Origin of the sequence: Parabacteroides sp. CH2-D42-20, from assembly GCF_003670185.1 — a bacterium.
GTDB lineage: Bacteria > Bacteroidota > Bacteroidia > Bacteroidales > Tannerellaceae > Parabacteroides > Parabacteroides distasonis.
This window is the reverse complement of sequence record NZ_RAYG01000043.1, coordinates 1-16,074: the sequence shown is the minus strand read 5'-3', so window position 1 is coordinate 16,074 and position 16,074 is coordinate 1. Positions and strand designations below refer to the sequence as shown.

The 16,074-nt window shown below is 47.5% G+C and carries 15 protein-coding genes; 7 read left to right on the top strand and 8 right to left on the bottom strand.

The window, feature by feature from the left end:
• Positions 1–3 precede the first annotated feature (3 nt).
• The 3 genes from D7V92_RS20145 to D7V92_RS20135 all read left to right on the top strand — a co-directional run bounded on the left by D7V92_RS20145 (position 4) and on the right by D7V92_RS20135 (position 5,450).
• Positions 4–1,080, top strand: coding sequence for a TIGR04133 family radical SAM/SPASM protein (locus D7V92_RS20145; protein ID WP_121773642.1), 1,077 nt, complete (start codon positions 4–6; stop codon positions 1,078–1,080).
• A 57-nt stretch (positions 1,081–1,137) separates the two neighbouring features.
• Positions 1,138–2,913 (top strand): DUF4091 domain-containing protein, encoded by a 1,776-nt coding sequence (locus tag D7V92_RS20140; RefSeq protein ID WP_121773641.1) that lies wholly within the window; start codon positions 1,138–1,140, stop codon positions 2,911–2,913.
• 185 nt (positions 2,914–3,098) lie between these two features.
• Positions 3,099–5,450 (top strand): glycoside hydrolase family 3 N-terminal domain-containing protein, encoded by a 2,352-nt coding sequence (locus tag D7V92_RS20135; RefSeq protein WP_121773640.1) that lies wholly within the window; start codon positions 3,099–3,101, stop codon positions 5,448–5,450.
• A gap of 59 nt (positions 5,451–5,509) precedes the next feature.
• Here D7V92_RS20135 and D7V92_RS20130 read toward each other — a convergent pair whose 3' ends face one another.
• Entirely contained in the window at positions 5,510–6,103 is a 594-nt protein-coding gene (locus D7V92_RS20130) for a hypothetical protein (protein ID WP_057328123.1), read from the bottom strand.
• 184 nt (positions 6,104–6,287) lie between these two features.
• Between D7V92_RS20130 and D7V92_RS20125 the strand changes: the two genes are divergently transcribed.
• A complete protein-coding gene (locus tag D7V92_RS20125; protein WP_121773639.1) occupies positions 6,288–6,584 on the top strand; it encodes a DUF2442 domain-containing protein in 297 nt (98 codons plus the stop codon).
• An 82-nt stretch (positions 6,585–6,666) separates the two neighbouring features.
• Here D7V92_RS20125 and D7V92_RS20120 read toward each other — a convergent pair whose 3' ends face one another.
• A complete protein-coding gene (locus D7V92_RS20120) occupies positions 6,667–8,319 on the bottom strand; it encodes an Ig-like domain-containing protein (protein ID WP_121773646.1) in 1,653 nt (550 codons plus the stop codon).
• Between the two features lie 621 nt (positions 8,320–8,940).
• On the opposite strand from D7V92_RS20120, the gene D7V92_RS20115 reads away from it, so the two are divergent.
• The 3 genes from D7V92_RS20115 to D7V92_RS20105 all read left to right on the top strand — a co-directional run bounded on the left by D7V92_RS20115 (position 8,941) and on the right by D7V92_RS20105 (position 10,388).
• Positions 8,941–9,792, top strand: a complete 852-nt coding sequence (locus D7V92_RS20115) for a DUF6261 family protein (protein WP_121773638.1) — start codon at positions 8,941–8,943, stop codon at positions 9,790–9,792.
• Between the two features lie 114 nt (positions 9,793–9,906).
• Positions 9,907–10,113, top strand: a complete 207-nt coding sequence (locus D7V92_RS20110) for a hypothetical protein (protein ID WP_005867049.1) — start codon at positions 9,907–9,909, stop codon at positions 10,111–10,113.
• Positions 10,113–10,388: a type II toxin-antitoxin system YafQ family toxin gene (locus D7V92_RS20105; protein WP_121773637.1), complete on the top strand. Its 276-nt coding sequence runs from the start codon at positions 10,113–10,115 to the stop codon at positions 10,386–10,388. The genes D7V92_RS20110 and D7V92_RS20105 overlap by 1 nt, the downstream gene beginning before the upstream one ends.
• 52 nt (positions 10,389–10,440) lie before the next feature.
• On the opposite strand, the gene der is transcribed toward D7V92_RS20105, so the two are convergent.
• The 6 genes from der to D7V92_RS20075 all read right to left on the bottom strand — a co-directional run bounded on the left by der (position 10,441) and on the right by D7V92_RS20075 (position 15,795).
• A complete protein-coding gene (gene der, locus D7V92_RS20100; protein WP_044545262.1) occupies positions 10,441–11,754 on the bottom strand; it encodes a ribosome biogenesis GTPase Der in 1,314 nt (437 codons plus the stop codon).
• Positions 11,755–11,778: 24 nt separating this feature from the next.
• Positions 11,779–12,669 (bottom strand): GTPase Era, encoded by an 891-nt coding sequence (gene era / locus D7V92_RS20095; RefSeq protein ID WP_008773803.1) that lies wholly within the window; start codon positions 12,667–12,669, stop codon positions 11,779–11,781.
• Positions 12,653–13,657, bottom strand: coding sequence for a beta-ketoacyl-ACP synthase III (locus D7V92_RS20090; protein WP_008779906.1), 1,005 nt, complete (start codon positions 13,655–13,657; stop codon positions 12,653–12,655). The genes era and D7V92_RS20090 overlap by 17 nt, the downstream gene beginning before the upstream one ends.
• A 103-nt stretch (positions 13,658–13,760) precedes the next feature.
• The gene (gene rpmF / locus D7V92_RS20085; RefSeq protein WP_005634607.1) at positions 13,761–13,946 is read right to left on the bottom strand and encodes a 50S ribosomal protein L32; all 186 of its coding nucleotides are present in this window, start codon (positions 13,944–13,946) and stop codon (positions 13,761–13,763) included.
• Between the two features lie 12 nt (positions 13,947–13,958).
• A complete protein-coding gene (locus D7V92_RS20080; RefSeq protein ID WP_005867041.1) occupies positions 13,959–14,549 on the bottom strand; it encodes a DUF177 domain-containing protein in 591 nt (196 codons plus the stop codon).
• 88 nt (positions 14,550–14,637) lie between these two features.
• Positions 14,638–15,795 carry a HAMP domain-containing sensor histidine kinase gene (locus D7V92_RS20075; RefSeq protein ID WP_087346999.1) on the bottom strand — a complete coding sequence of 386 codons (1,158 nt, stop codon included), beginning with the start codon at positions 15,793–15,795 and terminating at the stop codon, positions 14,638–14,640.
• Between the last annotated feature and the right edge of the window lie 279 nt (positions 15,796–16,074).

Genomic DNA, 16,074 nt, shown 5'->3' with positions numbered 1-16,074 from the left:
AATATGGACAAACGCCCAAACATCAAAAAACGTATCGCCCTAGAGCTTTTTCGAAGTATCAAGAAGAACAGGGCTAAATTACATGAATTGCGTACACTCTTTTGGGAGTGTACGCTTCGTTGTAATGTATCCTGCCGTCATTGCGGGAGCGATTGCCATGTCTCGGCCTCTGTCCCGGATATGCCTGTCGAAGACTTCCTGAAAGTCATAGACGATATCACGCCTTACGTCGAGCCGAACAAAGTGCTCGTCATCTTCACCGGAGGCGAGGCGCTGGTTCGTAAGGATATCGAGAAATGCGGGTTGGAACTGTATCGCAGGGGATATCCTTGGGGGATCGTCTCCAATGGTTATCTGATGACCCGGGAACGGCTCGACTCGCTCTTGGCTTCCGGATTGCACTCGGCAACTATCAGCTTGGATGGTTTCGAGGAAGCGCATAACTGGCTTCGCCGTAATCTTAAAAGTTTCGAGAAGGCACTGAATGCCATCTGTATGTTGGCCGAGGAAAAGGAGATCATCTGGGATGTGGTGACTTGCGTAAACCAACGCAACTTCAAGGATTTGATGCTCTTCAAGGATTTCTTGATCGAGATGGGCGTAAAACGGTGGCGTATCTTTACGATCTTCCCAGTTGGACGTGCCGCGACTGAGACGGATTTGCAACTGACGAACGAACAGTTCACATGGGTCATGAACTTCATCCGCTTCTGCCGGAAAGAGGGTAAGATACACGTTAGCTACGGCTGTGAGGGCTTCCTCGGGAATTATGAGGCAGAGGTGAGAGACTCGATTTTCCAATGCAACGCCGGTATCAATACGGCCTCTGTCCTCGCTGATGGCGCTATCTCCGGTTGTCCCAGTATACGGGCGAACTTCCACCAAGGGAACATCTATAAAGACGATTTCATTGATATCTGGAATAATGAGTTTAAACCGTATCGTAACCGCCAGTGGGCTAAAAAAGGGGAATGCGCGGATTGTAAGATGTTCCGTTATTGCGAAGGCAACGGGATGCACTTATACGATGATGAGGGGAATCTGCTCGTATGCCACTATAAAAGGCTAGTTGACAGTTGACAACTGTCAACTAATTCCTATCTTTGCCCTAGTTAATATTCTAAAATAAGCAATCGTATGAAAAACACTTTCATCCTTTGTGCCTTTCTGGCACTAAGTTCTTTTACCGTAGCCCAGCAATCCGAGAAATACCCGCTAGGCGACTATACGGAATTGACCGACACGAAACCGCATGACAGCGACGAGATCTGGGACAAGTTATCGGCCCCAACCCAATTAAGCTGGGGTACGACCGATATACGATATCCGAAACTCAGTATTCCCGATGTCAAGAAAAGCAATCGCTGGCAGACGAAAGCATGGAAAGGGGAACGGGTAAACGCGCAAGCCGTGTTATGGACCAAGGCGGGACTCGAGGATGCCTCTATCACCGTGAGTGACTTGAAGAGCGGTTCTTCCATCATCCCATCCTCCGCTATCACGACGAACTTTGTCCGTTACGTCATGACCGATGAGTTGAATAAAGACCGTAAAGGCGGTTGCGGCCACCGAGAGAATAAGGCGGAATGGGATTCCTCCGTCGTAGCCGATGTATTGGATATCGTAAAGATCCGTGATATCAAGGCACGCACCACCCAGCCGATCTGGATGAATATCTGGGTACCTCAATCCGCGAAAGCCGGTAAATATAAAGGGACATTGACCGTCACGGGAAAAAATGCCTCCCCCATGGAATTACAAATAGAAGTGGACGTATTGAACCGCACACTTCCCGCCCCGAAGGACTGGGCTTTCCATCTGGACTTATGGCAGAACCCGTATTCCGTGGCCCGTTACTACCAAGTTCCTCTTTGGAGTAAAGAGCATTTCAACGCTATGCGCCCGATCATGAAAATGCTGGCGAACGCCGGACAGCGCGCTATCACCACTAGTATCATGCACAAACCTTGGGCCGGACAGACGGAGGATCATTTCGATAGTATGATCACCCGGATCAAGAAGATAGACGGCACTTGGGTATATGACTACGCCGTCTTCGACAAATGGGTGGAATTCATGATGAACGAGATCGGTATCGATGATATGATCAGTTGCTACACCATGATCCCTTGGGCTTTATCTTTCGATTATTACGACGAGGCGACAAATCGTGTACAATTCCTCAACACTAAACCGGGTGACGCCGCTTACGCAGACTATTGGGGTACTTTCCTAAAAGATTTCTCCCGCCACCTTCGCGAGAAAGGTTGGTTCGAGAAAACCGCTATCTCTATGGACGAGCGTCCGATGGAGGCGATGCGTGAGGCGATCAAGGTTATCAAGCAAGCCGATCCGGAGTTCAAGATCACGCTGGCCGGAAATTATCATCCGGAAATTCAATCGGACTTATACTATTTAAGTATTCCCTATGGACATAAATTCCCAGAAGACGTAAAGGCTGCCCGTGATAAAGCGGGACAGATCAGTACCGTTTATACCTGTTGCGCGGAAGCGTTCCCGAATACCTTTACCTTCTCCGATCCGGCGGAAGCGGCGTGGACGGTCTTGCACGCCGTAGCCGGTGGTTACGACGGTTATCTACGTTGGGCTGTCAATAGCTGGACCGCCGATCCTCTGCGTGATTCACGTTTCCGCACTTGGGCAGCAGGCGATACATACAGTATTTATCCCGGTCCACGCAGTAGCATCCGCTTCGAACGTTTGGTCGAAGGTATACAAGATTGCGAGAAGATCCGCATCCTCCGGGAAGAGCTGACAACAAAAGGAGCTAAAGGCAAACTCGAGAAGTTGAACAAGACGGTTGCCAAGATCACTCCGGAAGGTTTATCCGAGACACAAGAATTCGCTACGCAGATGGTTAATGAGATTCATAAACTTCTGAATACATTATAAATAGTACAGGACGCAGACTACGCAGAGCACGCAGTCTGCGTCCCCTAAATATATCATCAAACCCCTACAATGTTTGATATTCATCAAAAAACGAAATCCTTACCTCCGATACCTTTCTTTTTCTTTGTCCGCCTCGATTCCTTCGCCTATTTTTGGGGTGCTGAAAAACACAAAAACCATTCTATATGAACAAACTATTAATGGGCGCATGCCTTACGATGGCCATGCAAGTAGGGCACTCCCAAACCTTGCCGCAATTGGGTAAAGATCCTATCGAGAAAGTCGTAGCCGCCATGACTGCCGAAGAGAAAGTATCCCTGTTAGTCGGAACCGGAATGCCCGGATTCGGCGGCCAATCAGCCGTAGTCGGCAGCACACAAAATATAGTGCCGGGAGCCGCCGGAACGACCTTCCCGATCGAACGTCTGGGAATCCCCGCTATCGTAGTGGCCGACGGTCCCGCCGGATTACGTATCTCCCCGACTCGCGAGGGGAACGAGGCGACCTATTATTGCACGGCATTCCCGGTCGCTATCTTGCTAGCCTCCACATGGAACACCGCATTGGTCAAAAACGTAGGCAACGCCATGGGCGACGAGGTGAAAGAATACGGTTGCGACGTACTCTTGGCCCCCGCGCTGAATATCCACCGAAGCCCTCTCTGCGGACGTAACTTCGAGTATTATTCCGAAGATCCCTACTTGACGGGCCGGATAGCGACAGCGATGGTAAACGGTATCCAAAGCAATGGCGTGGGAACCTCCATCAAGCATTTCGCCGTCAATAATCAAGAGACCAACCGGACGGGAACGGATGCCCGCCTCACCCCTCGTGCCTTGCGGGAGATTTACCTAAGAGGTTTCGAGATAGTCGTAAAAGAGGCAAGCCCGTGGACGGTCATGTCTTCCTACAATAAGATAAATGGTGAGTATGCCTCCGAAAGCCGTGATTTGCTAACGACCATCCTCCGTGACGAATGGGGTTTTAGCGGCCTTGTCATGACCGACTGGTTTGGCGGCAAGAACGCCCCCGCCCAGATCCACGCCGGAAACGATCTGCTGATGCCCGGACGGCCGGACCAGAAAGAGGCCCTCCTAAAAGCGCTTGAGGACGGTTCTCTCTCTATCGACGACGTGGATACAGACGTAACCCGTGTATTACGACTGATCCTTCAAACCCCCCGCTTTGCCCAATACGCCCATTCCGACAAACCGGATCTGAAAGCTCACGCCGAGGTAACCCGTGCGTCCGCTTCCGAAGGTATGGTTTTATTAAAGAATACGAATAATGCCTTGCCGCTGGCCCCGGGTATCAAGAAGATAGCGGCTTACGGTACCACCTCGTACGATTTTATCGCCGGAGGCACCGGCAGCGGCGACGTGAACGAGGCTTATACCGTATCCCTCGTGGAAGGTCTGGAGAACGCCGGTTATACCATGGACGCCGAAGTGAAAGCCTTATACGAGAAATACAGTACCGAAGAAAAGGCGAAACAGCCGAAAGACACGAGTCCCGCCGCCGCTTTCTTCAACCACCCTCGTATCCCGGAGTTCGTACCGGATGCCGCAGGGCTGGCCGCTAAGGCGAAAGAGGCGGATATCGCCTTCGTTACGATAGGCCGTAGCTCGGGAGAGTTCCAAGACCGGAAGATCGAGGGAGATTTCAACCTGACGGAAAATGAGCGAGCGTTGATCCAATCGGTTTCCGACGCTTTCCATAAGGAAGGGAAGAAGGTGGTCGTAATCTTGAATATCGGGGGCGTGATCGAGACCGCCAGCTGGAAATCGGAACCGGACGCCATCCTATTGGCTTGGCAAGCCGGGCAGGAAGGGGGTAACACGGTAGCCGATATCCTGTCCGGAAAGGTGAATCCTTCCGGTAAGCTCCCGATGACTTTCCCAGTGAGCATCGCCGACGTAGCCTCCACGAAGAATTTCCCGGACGCTTCGGGTATCGACTTGAAAGAAATGTTAGCCGGCTTCATGGGAGGAGGCCCGGAGCATACGGATCGTAAGAATATTGACTATACCAACTACGAGGAGGGTATCTACGTGGGCTACCGTTACTTCGATACGTTCGGCGTGCCCGTCTCCTATCCGTTTGGCTACGGACAGTCGTATACTACTTTCAATTATTCGAGCTTGAAAGTGTTCATGGGCGATACGGACTACAGCATCAGTTGCACGATCACGAACAATGGCCCGGTAGCCGGGAAGGAAGTGGTCCAGCTATATATCTCCGCCCCCGGCAAGAGCATGGATAAACCAGCGAAAGAGTTGAGAGGTTTCGCCAAGACCCAACTCCTCCAGCCGGGCGAGAGCCGTGAGATCATCTTCAAGGTGAAAGATACGGATCTGGCCTCCTTCGACGAGAGCGCCAGTCATTGGGTCGTAGAGTCCGGTAAATATGAGGCGCAGATCGGCTCCTCCGCCGCCGACATCCGCCTAAGGGATTCCTTCAACGTGAAGGGGCGGGTAACGGAGAAGGTTCATGCGGTACTGTTGCCCAGCGAGAGGATCGATCTTCTGAAAAGATAAGCCCGAAGGTATCTATCTAGTTATCGGGAGGGCGGGGTATCAACCTCGCCCTCTACTTATTAATCATCCGATTGTTCCGGCTTCCTGAAAGTAAGATAAGTCTCCACACGCCCCTCCAGCTTCGCCTCCATGATCCCTTGCTCCGACACGAAGAGATATTTGTCCTTCTTCTCCTCCTCGGTCCATGTATCGGGAGTGTAGGGAGCGATCTTCCGGTCGCCCGCAGTCCTCATGAAATAGATAGCGGGCAGAAGGCCGTTCAATTGGATCTGGTTCGGGTCGATATAGCGTTCCTCGTATTGTCGCGAGAAACGCGAGCTCACCCTCTCCAGCCGGAAGCGGTCGAGATTATTCATAAACAGGTAATCCGTGCCTTCATCTCCCGGCAGGGAGGTGTAGATCATAGATGAGACTTTCACGGCACCGGCCGGTGTCGTGTACAAATAATAGAAATATACAGTCCATGTATTCTTGGAGCGGGTCTGGAGGGTATGTGTCTCCTGCAAGGAATGCAAGGCCCAAAATCCCGGTGGCGTGCATCTCACCCTTTGTACGAATTTATCCTTCGCGATTTCCACTCTTCCCCGGATCTCCAGAAAGTCCTTATAGGCCACTGCCTCTATTTCCTCGTTTGTCATTGATGGCGTAAACATGATTATTTTTAATTTTTAAGGTAAAGAGACATAAAGGTACGATTATAAATGGGGATTCCAAGGGTTTCAAGGAAATGTGGATGAAAGAAAGACAAAAAAGAGAGACGAACTCGTACCCTTATCTTTTTTATTCCATATATTCGTGATGAAAATTCCCTAAGACCCATTTAAAAGAGAAAAAGTTATGACTGAAGATATAGATTTAATATGCGTCACTGGCGTGGAATATGTAAAGGGCTATACCATGCGATTGGAATTTAGCAACGGTAAGGTGAAATTAGTGAACTTCCTCCCTTTACTGAAAGGGAAACTTTTCGAGCCATTGAAAGACCTCCGAAATTTCGTCCAGTTCGGACTCACCCACTGGGCGCTCGAATGGTACAATGGGGCAGATTTCGCTCCGGATTACTTGTACAGGAATGGGGGGAGGCTTGAAAGAGCCACCACTATATGGTACAAAAATAACGATTATACGAAATAATGAAACCTTCCCCATTCGCCAAGAAATCCGAGTGGAGAAGGTTAAAGTAGACTACACCGCAGCATTACTTAACAGAAAAATCCTAAAGAACTATTACTTTTTTGATATAATTCTTCACCTTAACAATATATATTCCTTTTAAAACAGAGATAATATTCTCTCCGCCCATAAGTTTTCCTTGATTTATTATTTCTCCATTTAATGCATAAATACAAAAGTCTTGCGGCATAGTCGCATTGATCATGATAGAACCTTCCAGTCCCCTAACTTCAAGATCGTCAACCGGAACACTCTCATTAGCGGTTGGTGATTTATTCACAGTCACACGGCAAACATCTGAAATAGATAAATTATCCGTCATACTTACCGAGATATAAGCTATTCCTCCATTCCTTGCCACCACTAATCCGCTGGAATTCACGACAGCTACATAATCATCCGATGAACTCCACACTATTTTACCTGTGGCTCCTGAAGGATATAGTGTAGGATACAATCTAATAGCATCACCAATCTCTAATGTTAAATCTGTTTTATCCAATTCTATACGATCGACAGCTGGCATTTCGATCAAATCCTCAAACTCAAAAAACAAATCAGGATATTCCCCTTCACGAAAATTCCATATACTAGGATCGAAGCCGGGAAGAGACGACCCACTATATAATTCTGCTTCCGCAACAGGATATCCATAACTCGCAGCGTTAGGCAATCCCTCTCTATAATAACAATCATCTATAATTACACTTTGTTCTTGCGTTGCCATAATCGCTCCCTTATAATAATAATCGCCGTATCCGGTAAAAGAGCCTAACATCAGGCAATTTTTGACTTCCGAACTCATGGAAGCGACAATACCACCCACATAGGAGAAATGACAACCATTGACATCAACACATCCTGTATACAAATTATTTTCATTATTTTCCCTAATAAGCGAGGAGATACCTCCGACCATTGCGTCTTTTCCTCCAATTACCGTAATATCAGAAGCAGATTTACAACGAATTATTCCGGCTCCTATATCAGCGGTCACGCTTGACCCCGCAATTCCTCCAACTCGGCAACCACTGATACCATCTTGGTTTATACGGATATTCCCATAAGTCTGGCAATCTCGAACCATACCATAAGCTTTTCCAACAATACCTCCCACATTGATATCTGATGAGGCATCCGATGAATTCACTGATATATTAACCTTTGATATACAATTATAAATGGTCGCCATGCTTGTTCCAGCAATAGCACCAATATCCACAGTTCCACGACTACCTATATTAATATCACCTTCCACGGTAAGATTTTTGATAATAGTACCCTGCTCCATCACGACCCCAAACAGGCCGGTTGTACGTATTGTTCCATTATTTATTTTAGTTATTTTCAAACCAGAGACAGTTTTTCCATTACCGTTGAATACACCATTAAATGCATAATAATAAGATCCTTCTATACGACCCAACGTCTCCCATTCATAACCATTCAAATTAATATCGACCATTAAGATAACCTCCTTGCCCTCAAAATCCTCATAACTTCCAGGGCGCAACAAGTAAGATAATCCACACAAATCTTCCGCTGATTGGATGTAATAGACCGATTTACTAGGATCATACCAGCTTGTAGAATAACTATGGCCATCCCAATAAGAAATAGCGGCCTTAATAGGGAAGAAGAAAGACAGAAACAATAGTCCAACCAGATAACGCCTAAAGAGATTCACTTTATTCATAATTTTCTCATCTTTGCTCATTTTGTTCCCAAAAAATGAGGTTAACAAATAAAAGAAGCGTGAGAACCATCGCTTATCACTGCATTGAGGCTCTGGACTGCCCACCCAACAATAATAAGACAATAGTCCCACGCTTTATGATTGCATATAATTCACCTTTAGGATAAGTATATAACAAGCACAAGCGCAGGAGCTACTTTCTCATTATCTTGTTGGGTTGAAATTGTCCAGATTTCAATGCAAGATAATATCGAAACGCTTCTACGTTATTTTTCCAATACATCGCAAAGATCGTGTTTTTTTAAAACATTCGCAAAACAATCAGATTCTTAATGTCTCTTAGCCCTAAGAAATGCCCTCGAAGGGTGAAAAATGACTTCTTAGGGCTAAAAGATAGTTTTTCAACCGTGAAAAGTGATTTCCTTGGCCTAGGAAGGGACTTTCAAGGCCGCAAAACCATTTCTTAGGCCTAAAAAGCCTATTTTCACCCTTGAAAAGCCATTTCTTAGGCCTAAGATGATTATTCGCGCCATTCAATCCCCATTTTTTAGACCTAAGAAGCCCTTATTCAGCAAATATCCCTAACTTAGAGAAGTTTTTAAACTCTAAATCAAATTTACCATGAGTACTTACACAAAAATCAAGACACTTCCGCTCTCTCTTTTCAACAACGCCGAGTACCTCTCCTTCATGAACCACGTCCTCGACCTAGCCAACGGAAACAGCGGTGGCGGCGATTCCGAGTCCCCCGACGAGATCTCCCTGCTGACCGGCAGCGACGGCATCCCCGAGCTGGGCCTCACCAAAGAATTCCTCGATACCTACGAGGCAGACCTCCTCGCCATGGCCGACGTGGTGGACGAGAGCCGTACCTCGCAGGAGACCGAGCAAATGACCTTGCACGATACCAACCGCGACAACCTCGCCATCTATATCATCACCCGCATCTCACGGGCCGGTACCCTCCCGCTGGAGGCCGAGCGTGACGCGGGCAAGTACCTATACAAGGTCATCAAACCCTATAACGGCATCGCCCGCCTCCCCATGGCGCAGGAGACCGCCAAGATAAAGGGCCTCTTGCTGGATTTGCGCAAGGACGAGAACAAGCCGTACGTCACCACGCTCGGCCTCGACGCTTACCTCGCCGAACTGGAGAAAGAGAATAACGCCTACGACCGCCTGTCGCAGCAACGCGTCCAAAACCGGACCACCTCCAAAAAGGAAAGCGGCGCCAACCTGCGCAAGCGGATCGACGTCTATTACGACGACCTCACCCTGCTGGCCCAGTCCCATAGCGTAGCGAAGCCGTCCGAGAAAGCGACCGCCTTCATCGCCGCCCTCAACCAGCTGATCGCCGAGACCACCGCCGCCTACAACCAGCGCATGGCCTCCGCCAAGAAACCGGCGCCCGCTCCCGAGCCTACACCCGAGCCTACGCCCGGCGGAGACTCCGAGAGCCCGGACGAGATCTAACCGTCACGTCCCTCCCTCCCGACGCGGAAGCGGGAAATAAAAAGAGAAGGAAAACAATTCCCCTTCTCTTTTTATTCCGTATATTCGCGAAGGAAATTCCTAAAACAGAACGATATGGAGACAACGACATCCTTAAAGACATTCGAGGTAACCATCCCCGAGAAATACGCCGACATCTTGAAGAAATTCATCACCTCGCTGGAAGGCAAGGTAAAGGCACAGAAGAAATCCGGATTGGACGAGGCCTTGGAGGACGTGAAGGCAGGAAGGATTTATCATGCGGAAAGCACAAAGGATTTGATGAAACAAATCCTAGGCTGATGAAATATACCATCAACTATACCAAAAAGTTCAAGAAGAACTTGAGGCTATGCCAAAAAAGAGGATATGATATGAACTTATTCGAGCAAGTATCCAACTTGCTTGAAACAACCGGTTCCCTTCCCTCCCAATACCACCCGCATAGGCTGTCCGGCAAATACGCCGGATTGTGGGAATGCCATATCCAAGGAGACTGGCTGCTGATATGGAGCCAAGACGACACGGAGCTAATCTTGCTTTTCACCGATACCGGAACGCATTCCGACCTATTCTAAATAGAAAAAGCCGCCTCCCCATTACAGGAAGCGGCTTTTTTGTATCTAGTATTTACTTTTCCCGGATAAATATATTAATCGGCGTACCGGTAAAATCCCAGTTCTCGCGGATCTTGTTCTCAAGGAAACGTTTGTACGGGTCCTTGATCCATTGCGGCAAGTTACAGAAGAACACGAAAGAAGGCACGCTGCCCGCCGGAAGCTGGGTGATATATTTGATCTTGATATATTTACCCTTCCAGGCTGGGGGAGGATAATTCTCGATGATCGGAAGCATCACCTCGTTCAGCTTGGCCGTAGGGACACGCTTGGAGCGATTCTCGTAAACCTCCTTGGCGGTCTCCAGCACCTTCAGGATACGTTGTTTCGTCAGAGCGGAGATAAACAAGATCGGGAAGTCGGTAAACGGAGCCAGACGCTCGCGGATAGCGGTCGTGTACGAGTCGATCACCTTCTGGCTCTTATCCTCGACCAAGTCCCACTTATTCACGCAAACCACCAATCCCTTCTTATTCTTCTGCACCAGCGAGAAGATATTCATATCCTGGCTCTCGATGCCCCTCGTAGCGTCCAACATCAGCACGCAGACATCCGAGTTCTCGATCGCGCGGATCGAACGGATCACCGAGTAATACTCCAAGTCCTCATTCACCTTCCCCTTCTTACGGATACCCGCCGTATCCACCAAATAGAAGTTCAAGCCGAATTTATTATATTTCGTGTAGATGGAATCACGGGTCGTGCCCGCGATATCGGTAACGATATGCCGATCCTCGCCAATAAAAGCATTGATAAGAGAAGACTTTCCCGCGTTCGGGCGTCCTATAATCGCGATACGGGGCAACTCCTCCTCCAGTATCTCCACCTTCTCCTCGGGCAACGTCGCCACGATCTTATCCAGCAAATCCCCGGTATAAGAACCATTGATGGCCGAGATGCAGAAAGGATCTCCCAAGCCAAACGAGTAAAACTCCGCCGAGGCCGGATGCAATTCGTAATTATCCGCCTTGTTCGCCACCACGATCACCGGCCGCTTGCAACGGCGCAAGATCTGCGCCACCTCCATGTCCAGATCCGTGATGCCATTCAATACATCGACAACGAACAAGATCACGTCCGCCTCCTCGATAGCCACTTTTACCTGCTTGTTGATCTCCTCCTCGAAAACATCCTCCGAGTTAACCACCCATCCGCCTGTGTCAATCAGCGAAAACTCCTTGCCGGTCCACTCCACCTTGCCGTACTGACGGTCGCGGGTAGTACCAGCCTCCTCGTTCACGATCGCCTGACGGGTACCCGTCAACCGGTTGAAAAGGGTGGACTTACCTACATTGGGTCTCCCCACTATCGCTACTATATTTCCCATAAATTCTCCTTTCGTATGCTATTATTAGTCCAGCTGATAACCGAAGTTCTTCAATATGTTGTCACGGTTACGCCAGTCTTTTTCCACTTTGACAAACATTTCCAAAAACACCTTCTTCCCGAAGAAACGTTCGATATCCTTCCGGGCCATAGCACCTACTTTCTTCAATGCTTGCCCTTGATGCCCGATGATAATCCCCTTCTGGGTATCACGCTCCACGATGATCAGCGCCTTGATATGGATCAGCTCATCATCCTCCTTGAACAACTCGACGACCACTTCTACCGCGTAAGGTATTTCCTTCTGATAATATAACAAGATTTTCTCACGAATGATCTCTGTCACGAAGAAACGGGCCGGTTTATCGGTCAAGGCGTCTTTCTCGAAATAAGGCGGGGAATCAGGCATCAACTCCTCCACCCGACGCTTCACGTAATCTATATTGAAATTCGAAAGCGCGGAGATCGGGATGATCTCGGCCTTCGGAAGCAATTCCTTCCACTGGGCCACGAGCTTCTCCAGCTCCGGCTGATTGGTCTGGTCGATCTTATTGATCAACAAGAGAACCGGACACTCTATGCTCTGTACCCGCGCTAGGAACTCATTATTTTTATCAATCGTCTCGACGACATCCGTCACGTACAACAGCACGTCGGCATCGCCTAAAGCGGATTGAGAGAAATTAAGCATGGATTCCTGCAACTTATAATTCGGCCGCAAGACTCCCGGCGTGTCAGAATACACGATTTGCATATCGTCGGTATTCACGATACCCATAATACGATGCCTTGTCGTTTGCGCCTTCGAGGTGATAATAGAGATCCGCTCCCCGACCAAACGATTCATCAACGTAGACTTACCTACGTTTGGGTTTCCAACGATATTGACAAAACCCGATTTATGCTTTTTTTCCATCATACCCCCATTTCAGATAAACCGCTCCCCACGTAAAGCCCGCTCCAAAAGCGGCAAGGATCAGGTTATCTCCTTTTTTCAATTGATTCTCCCATTCCCATAGACAAATAGGAATCGTACCGGCACTTGTGTTGCCGTATTTCTGGATATTGATCATCACCTTATCCATATCTACGCCCAAGCGTTTCGCCGTAGCGTCGATAATCCGCAGGTTCGCTTGATGAGGAACGATCCACGCGATATCATCATGCGTCAAGCCATTCTTCTCCGCAATCTCAGCGGCCACGTCCGCCATATAAGAAACCGCGTACTTGAACACCACACGCCCATCTTGATAAACGAAATGCTCACGGTTATCCACCGTCTCGTGAGAAGGAGGATAAGCCGAGCCGCCCGATTTCATGATCAGATGCGGATAGCCTACGCCGTCTGTCCGTAAAATAGTATCCAAGACACCGAACTCCTCGGTAGTTGGCTCCAACAAGACCGCTCCGCAAGCATCCCCGAACAAAGGACAAGTAGAACGATCTTGATAATCTGTAATAGATGTCATCTTATCACCCGATACGACAACCACCTTCTTATAACGCCCCGAGCGAATATAATTAGCGCCCGTCTCCAAAGCATACAAGAAGCCTGCGCACGCACCTTGCATATCAAAAGTCATCGCGTTCTTACAACCTGTATGATAAGCGATGATAGAAGAAGTTGTCGGGAAATGATGATCCGGGGTAGTCGTAGCGGTCAAGACAACCTCTACTTCTTCCGGATTCAGGTTCGTTTTCTCGAGCAATTGCTTCACGGCCCGTATACCCATGTAAGAGAGTCCTACGCCCTCCCCTTTCAATATCCTGCGCTCCTTAATACCCACACGAGTCATGATCCACTCATCCGTCGTATCGACCATCTTGGAAATATCCTCATTCGTCAATACATCTTCAGGAACGTATCCACCCACTCCTGTGATAACCGCATTTATCTTATCCATAACTTTAAAAATAAAAGGACTACTTATCCCAATTAAAAAAAAGCCCTAAAAAAAACTTTTAGGGCTATTTCTTTTGTTCATCAAACCATATAAGTTGACAAACTTACACAGCAGCTTCTTTTTCAATCGCTAATTTACCTCTGTAATAACCGCACTCACCACATACAGTGTGATAGATGTGCCATGCGCCACAGTTCGGGCAAATTGCCATTGTTGGAGCTACAGCCTTGTCATGAGTTCTTCTCTTGGCTGTTCTTGTCTTACCTTGTCTTCTTTTAGGATGTGCCATTGTTTTATTTATTTAATTGTTATCATTCTCTAGCAAACCTTTCAGAGCATCCCAACGAGGATCGGCAGGACTAGCGTTTCCGTCATCTTCCAACGCCAAATCATCACCTCCCATGTCATCCTCAAAATCGTCTTCGGTCTCATCCGAACTTCTGGCGGTATGTTTCTTCAATTTAGACGACATTGCCTTATTACATTTACCCGGCGCATGTACATGCTTCATGGGAACCGCCAAAGCGATAAACTCATACAGGAACCACGCCAAATTAATAGCGCCCTCCTCTTCCGGTATCACGACAACCTCATCACTCTCCTCGGCATATTCCTTGCCGAATTTTACCACCAGACGATTGTGGGTATCAATAGGAATTTCCATATCGTCCAAGCATCTATCGCATGGAACAACAACAACCCCTTCTATCTGAAAGTTCATCTCAAACATCATTGACGACCGTTTTACGGTAAGATGAACCTTCACTTTGCCCTTCTGGACCTCGGTTCCGTCAATGTCCACAAAAAACTTGTTCTCCAAAAGATACTCGAATTCGTGTACTCCCGGAGAGAGATTTTTCAAATCTACATTATATAATTTAAATTTCCCCAAAGCCTTTTAGTGTAAAAACCTTGCAAAGGTACGAAAAAACTAAATACAAAAACAATACCTTTATGCTTATTTTTTCCTATAATACGATTTAACCCTTATATTTCTTCAATTTTATACGAAAAGTCGTCCCTTTCCCCAACTCCGAACTCTTCACGAAAATCTTTCCTCCTTGGAAGGACTCGATAATACGCTTTACCAAGGACAAGCCTAGTCCCCAGCCACGTTTCTTGGTCGTATACCCCGGATTGAAAACCGTCTTGAATTTTGATTTTGGGATACCTTTTCCGGTATCTGCCAAATCGATCAGCACGAACTTCTCTCTTTCCTCTACTTTTAGCGAAATCTCACCCTGCCCCTCCATAGCGTCCACCGCATTTTTCGTCAGGTTCTCGATTACCCAAGCGAACAGGGAATCATTCATTAAGACCAATATCGGCCGCTCCGGCAAATACGTATTAATTTTCACCTTCGAGGAAATACGGGTCTCCATATATCCCAAAGCCGCACGGATGGATTCCACGATATTTGTCGGAACCGGATCCGGATCTGAACCGATTTTAGAGAAACGCTCCGCTATCGTTTGTAAGCGTTTCACATCCTTATCCATCTCTGTCAATAGAGAAGGATCTATATCTTTCGTTCGCAAATATTCAACCCAAGCGATTAGCGAGGATATAGGCGTTCCTAATTGGTGAGCCGTCTCTTTCGATAACCCCACCCACACTTTATTCTGTTCTGCCTTCTTTGTACTAGCCAAGGCTAAAAAAGCGATTAATATAAAAACAAATACAACTGATAATTGCGCATAGGGATAAACAAGCAGTCGCTTTAAGATAATCGAATCATCGTAATATAAATATTGGTAAGTACCATCCTCCATGTCAATTACGATCGGAGGATTTTTGGTTCTCAGTTCCTTAACCTTATTCGTCATGAACTGCGCTACATTCTTTTCCGGAATCTCTATATTATTGTAAGAAACCACGCTATCCGTCTCGCTGCATAATATAACAGGAATAGAAGTATTCCCTTGGATGATTTTTAGGATAAGATTCATATTAAGGCTTGGATTCTCACTGGTCATGACCCGGGTTGCCTCACTCCAAACCTCGATCTTCTGACGCTCTTCTCGGGCCAGATCTTTAATCAAGAGATCCGAGACTACCACAGAAGCCATAGCGATCAATACAGCGGCAAAAATAAAGCCTAATTTCCATCTTTGACGAGAATCATATATGCTGCTCATAAATCAGAATCATTCGGTGAATTCTTAATATAACGGCAAGATACGAACTTTATTGTTCCCGATTCAGCAAACAATGAAATCTCACCCAATTGTAGAGACGTAGCGTGCAGCGTCTCATCCCTTCAAATGGTAACTTAGAATATCGTCAGACGATACGAGATGCGGCACGCTAGGTCTCTACGACGGCTGGTGTATATAACAGAAAAAGGAGTCACCCCTTACGGACTGACTCCTCTCCATCGGCTATCGCCTTCTTCAAGACGGCGGCTACCTACTCTT

Coding starts and splice junctions, on each gene's coding strand:
- der (WP_044545262.1), bottom strand. CDS start 11,754: ATGGGAAATATAGTAGCGATAGTGGGGAGACCCAATGTAGGTAAGTCC.
- D7V92_RS20130 (WP_057328123.1), bottom strand. CDS start 6,103: ATGTTTACGCCATCAATGACAAACGAGGAAATAGAGGCAGTGGCCTAT.
- D7V92_RS20075 (WP_087346999.1), bottom strand. CDS start 15,795: ATGAGCAGCATATATGATTCTCGTCAAAGATGGAAATTAGGCTTTATT.
- D7V92_RS20145 (WP_121773642.1), top strand. CDS start 4: ATGGACAAACGCCCAAACATCAAAAAACGTATCGCCCTAGAGCTTTTT.
- D7V92_RS20110 (WP_005867049.1), top strand. CDS start 9,907: ATGGAGACAACGACATCCTTAAAGACATTCGAGGTAACCATCCCCGAG.
- D7V92_RS20125 (WP_121773639.1), top strand. CDS start 6,288: ATGACTGAAGATATAGATTTAATATGCGTCACTGGCGTGGAATATGTA.
- D7V92_RS20115 (WP_121773638.1), top strand. CDS start 8,941: ATGAGTACTTACACAAAAATCAAGACACTTCCGCTCTCTCTTTTCAAC.
- rpmF (WP_005634607.1), bottom strand. CDS start 13,946: ATGGCACATCCTAAAAGAAGACAAGGTAAGACAAGAACAGCCAAGAGA.
- D7V92_RS20090 (WP_008779906.1), bottom strand. CDS start 13,657: ATGGATAAGATAAATGCGGTTATCACAGGAGTGGGTGGATACGTTCCT.
- D7V92_RS20135 (WP_121773640.1), top strand. CDS start 3,099: ATGAACAAACTATTAATGGGCGCATGCCTTACGATGGCCATGCAAGTA.
- era (WP_008773803.1), bottom strand. CDS start 12,669: ATGGAAAAAAAGCATAAATCGGGTTTTGTCAATATCGTTGGAAACCCA.
- D7V92_RS20140 (WP_121773641.1), top strand. CDS start 1,138: ATGAAAAACACTTTCATCCTTTGTGCCTTTCTGGCACTAAGTTCTTTT.
- D7V92_RS20105 (WP_121773637.1), top strand. CDS start 10,113: ATGAAATATACCATCAACTATACCAAAAAGTTCAAGAAGAACTTGAGG.
- D7V92_RS20120 (WP_121773646.1), bottom strand. CDS start 8,319: ATGAATAAAGTGAATCTCTTTAGGCGTTATCTGGTTGGACTATTGTTT.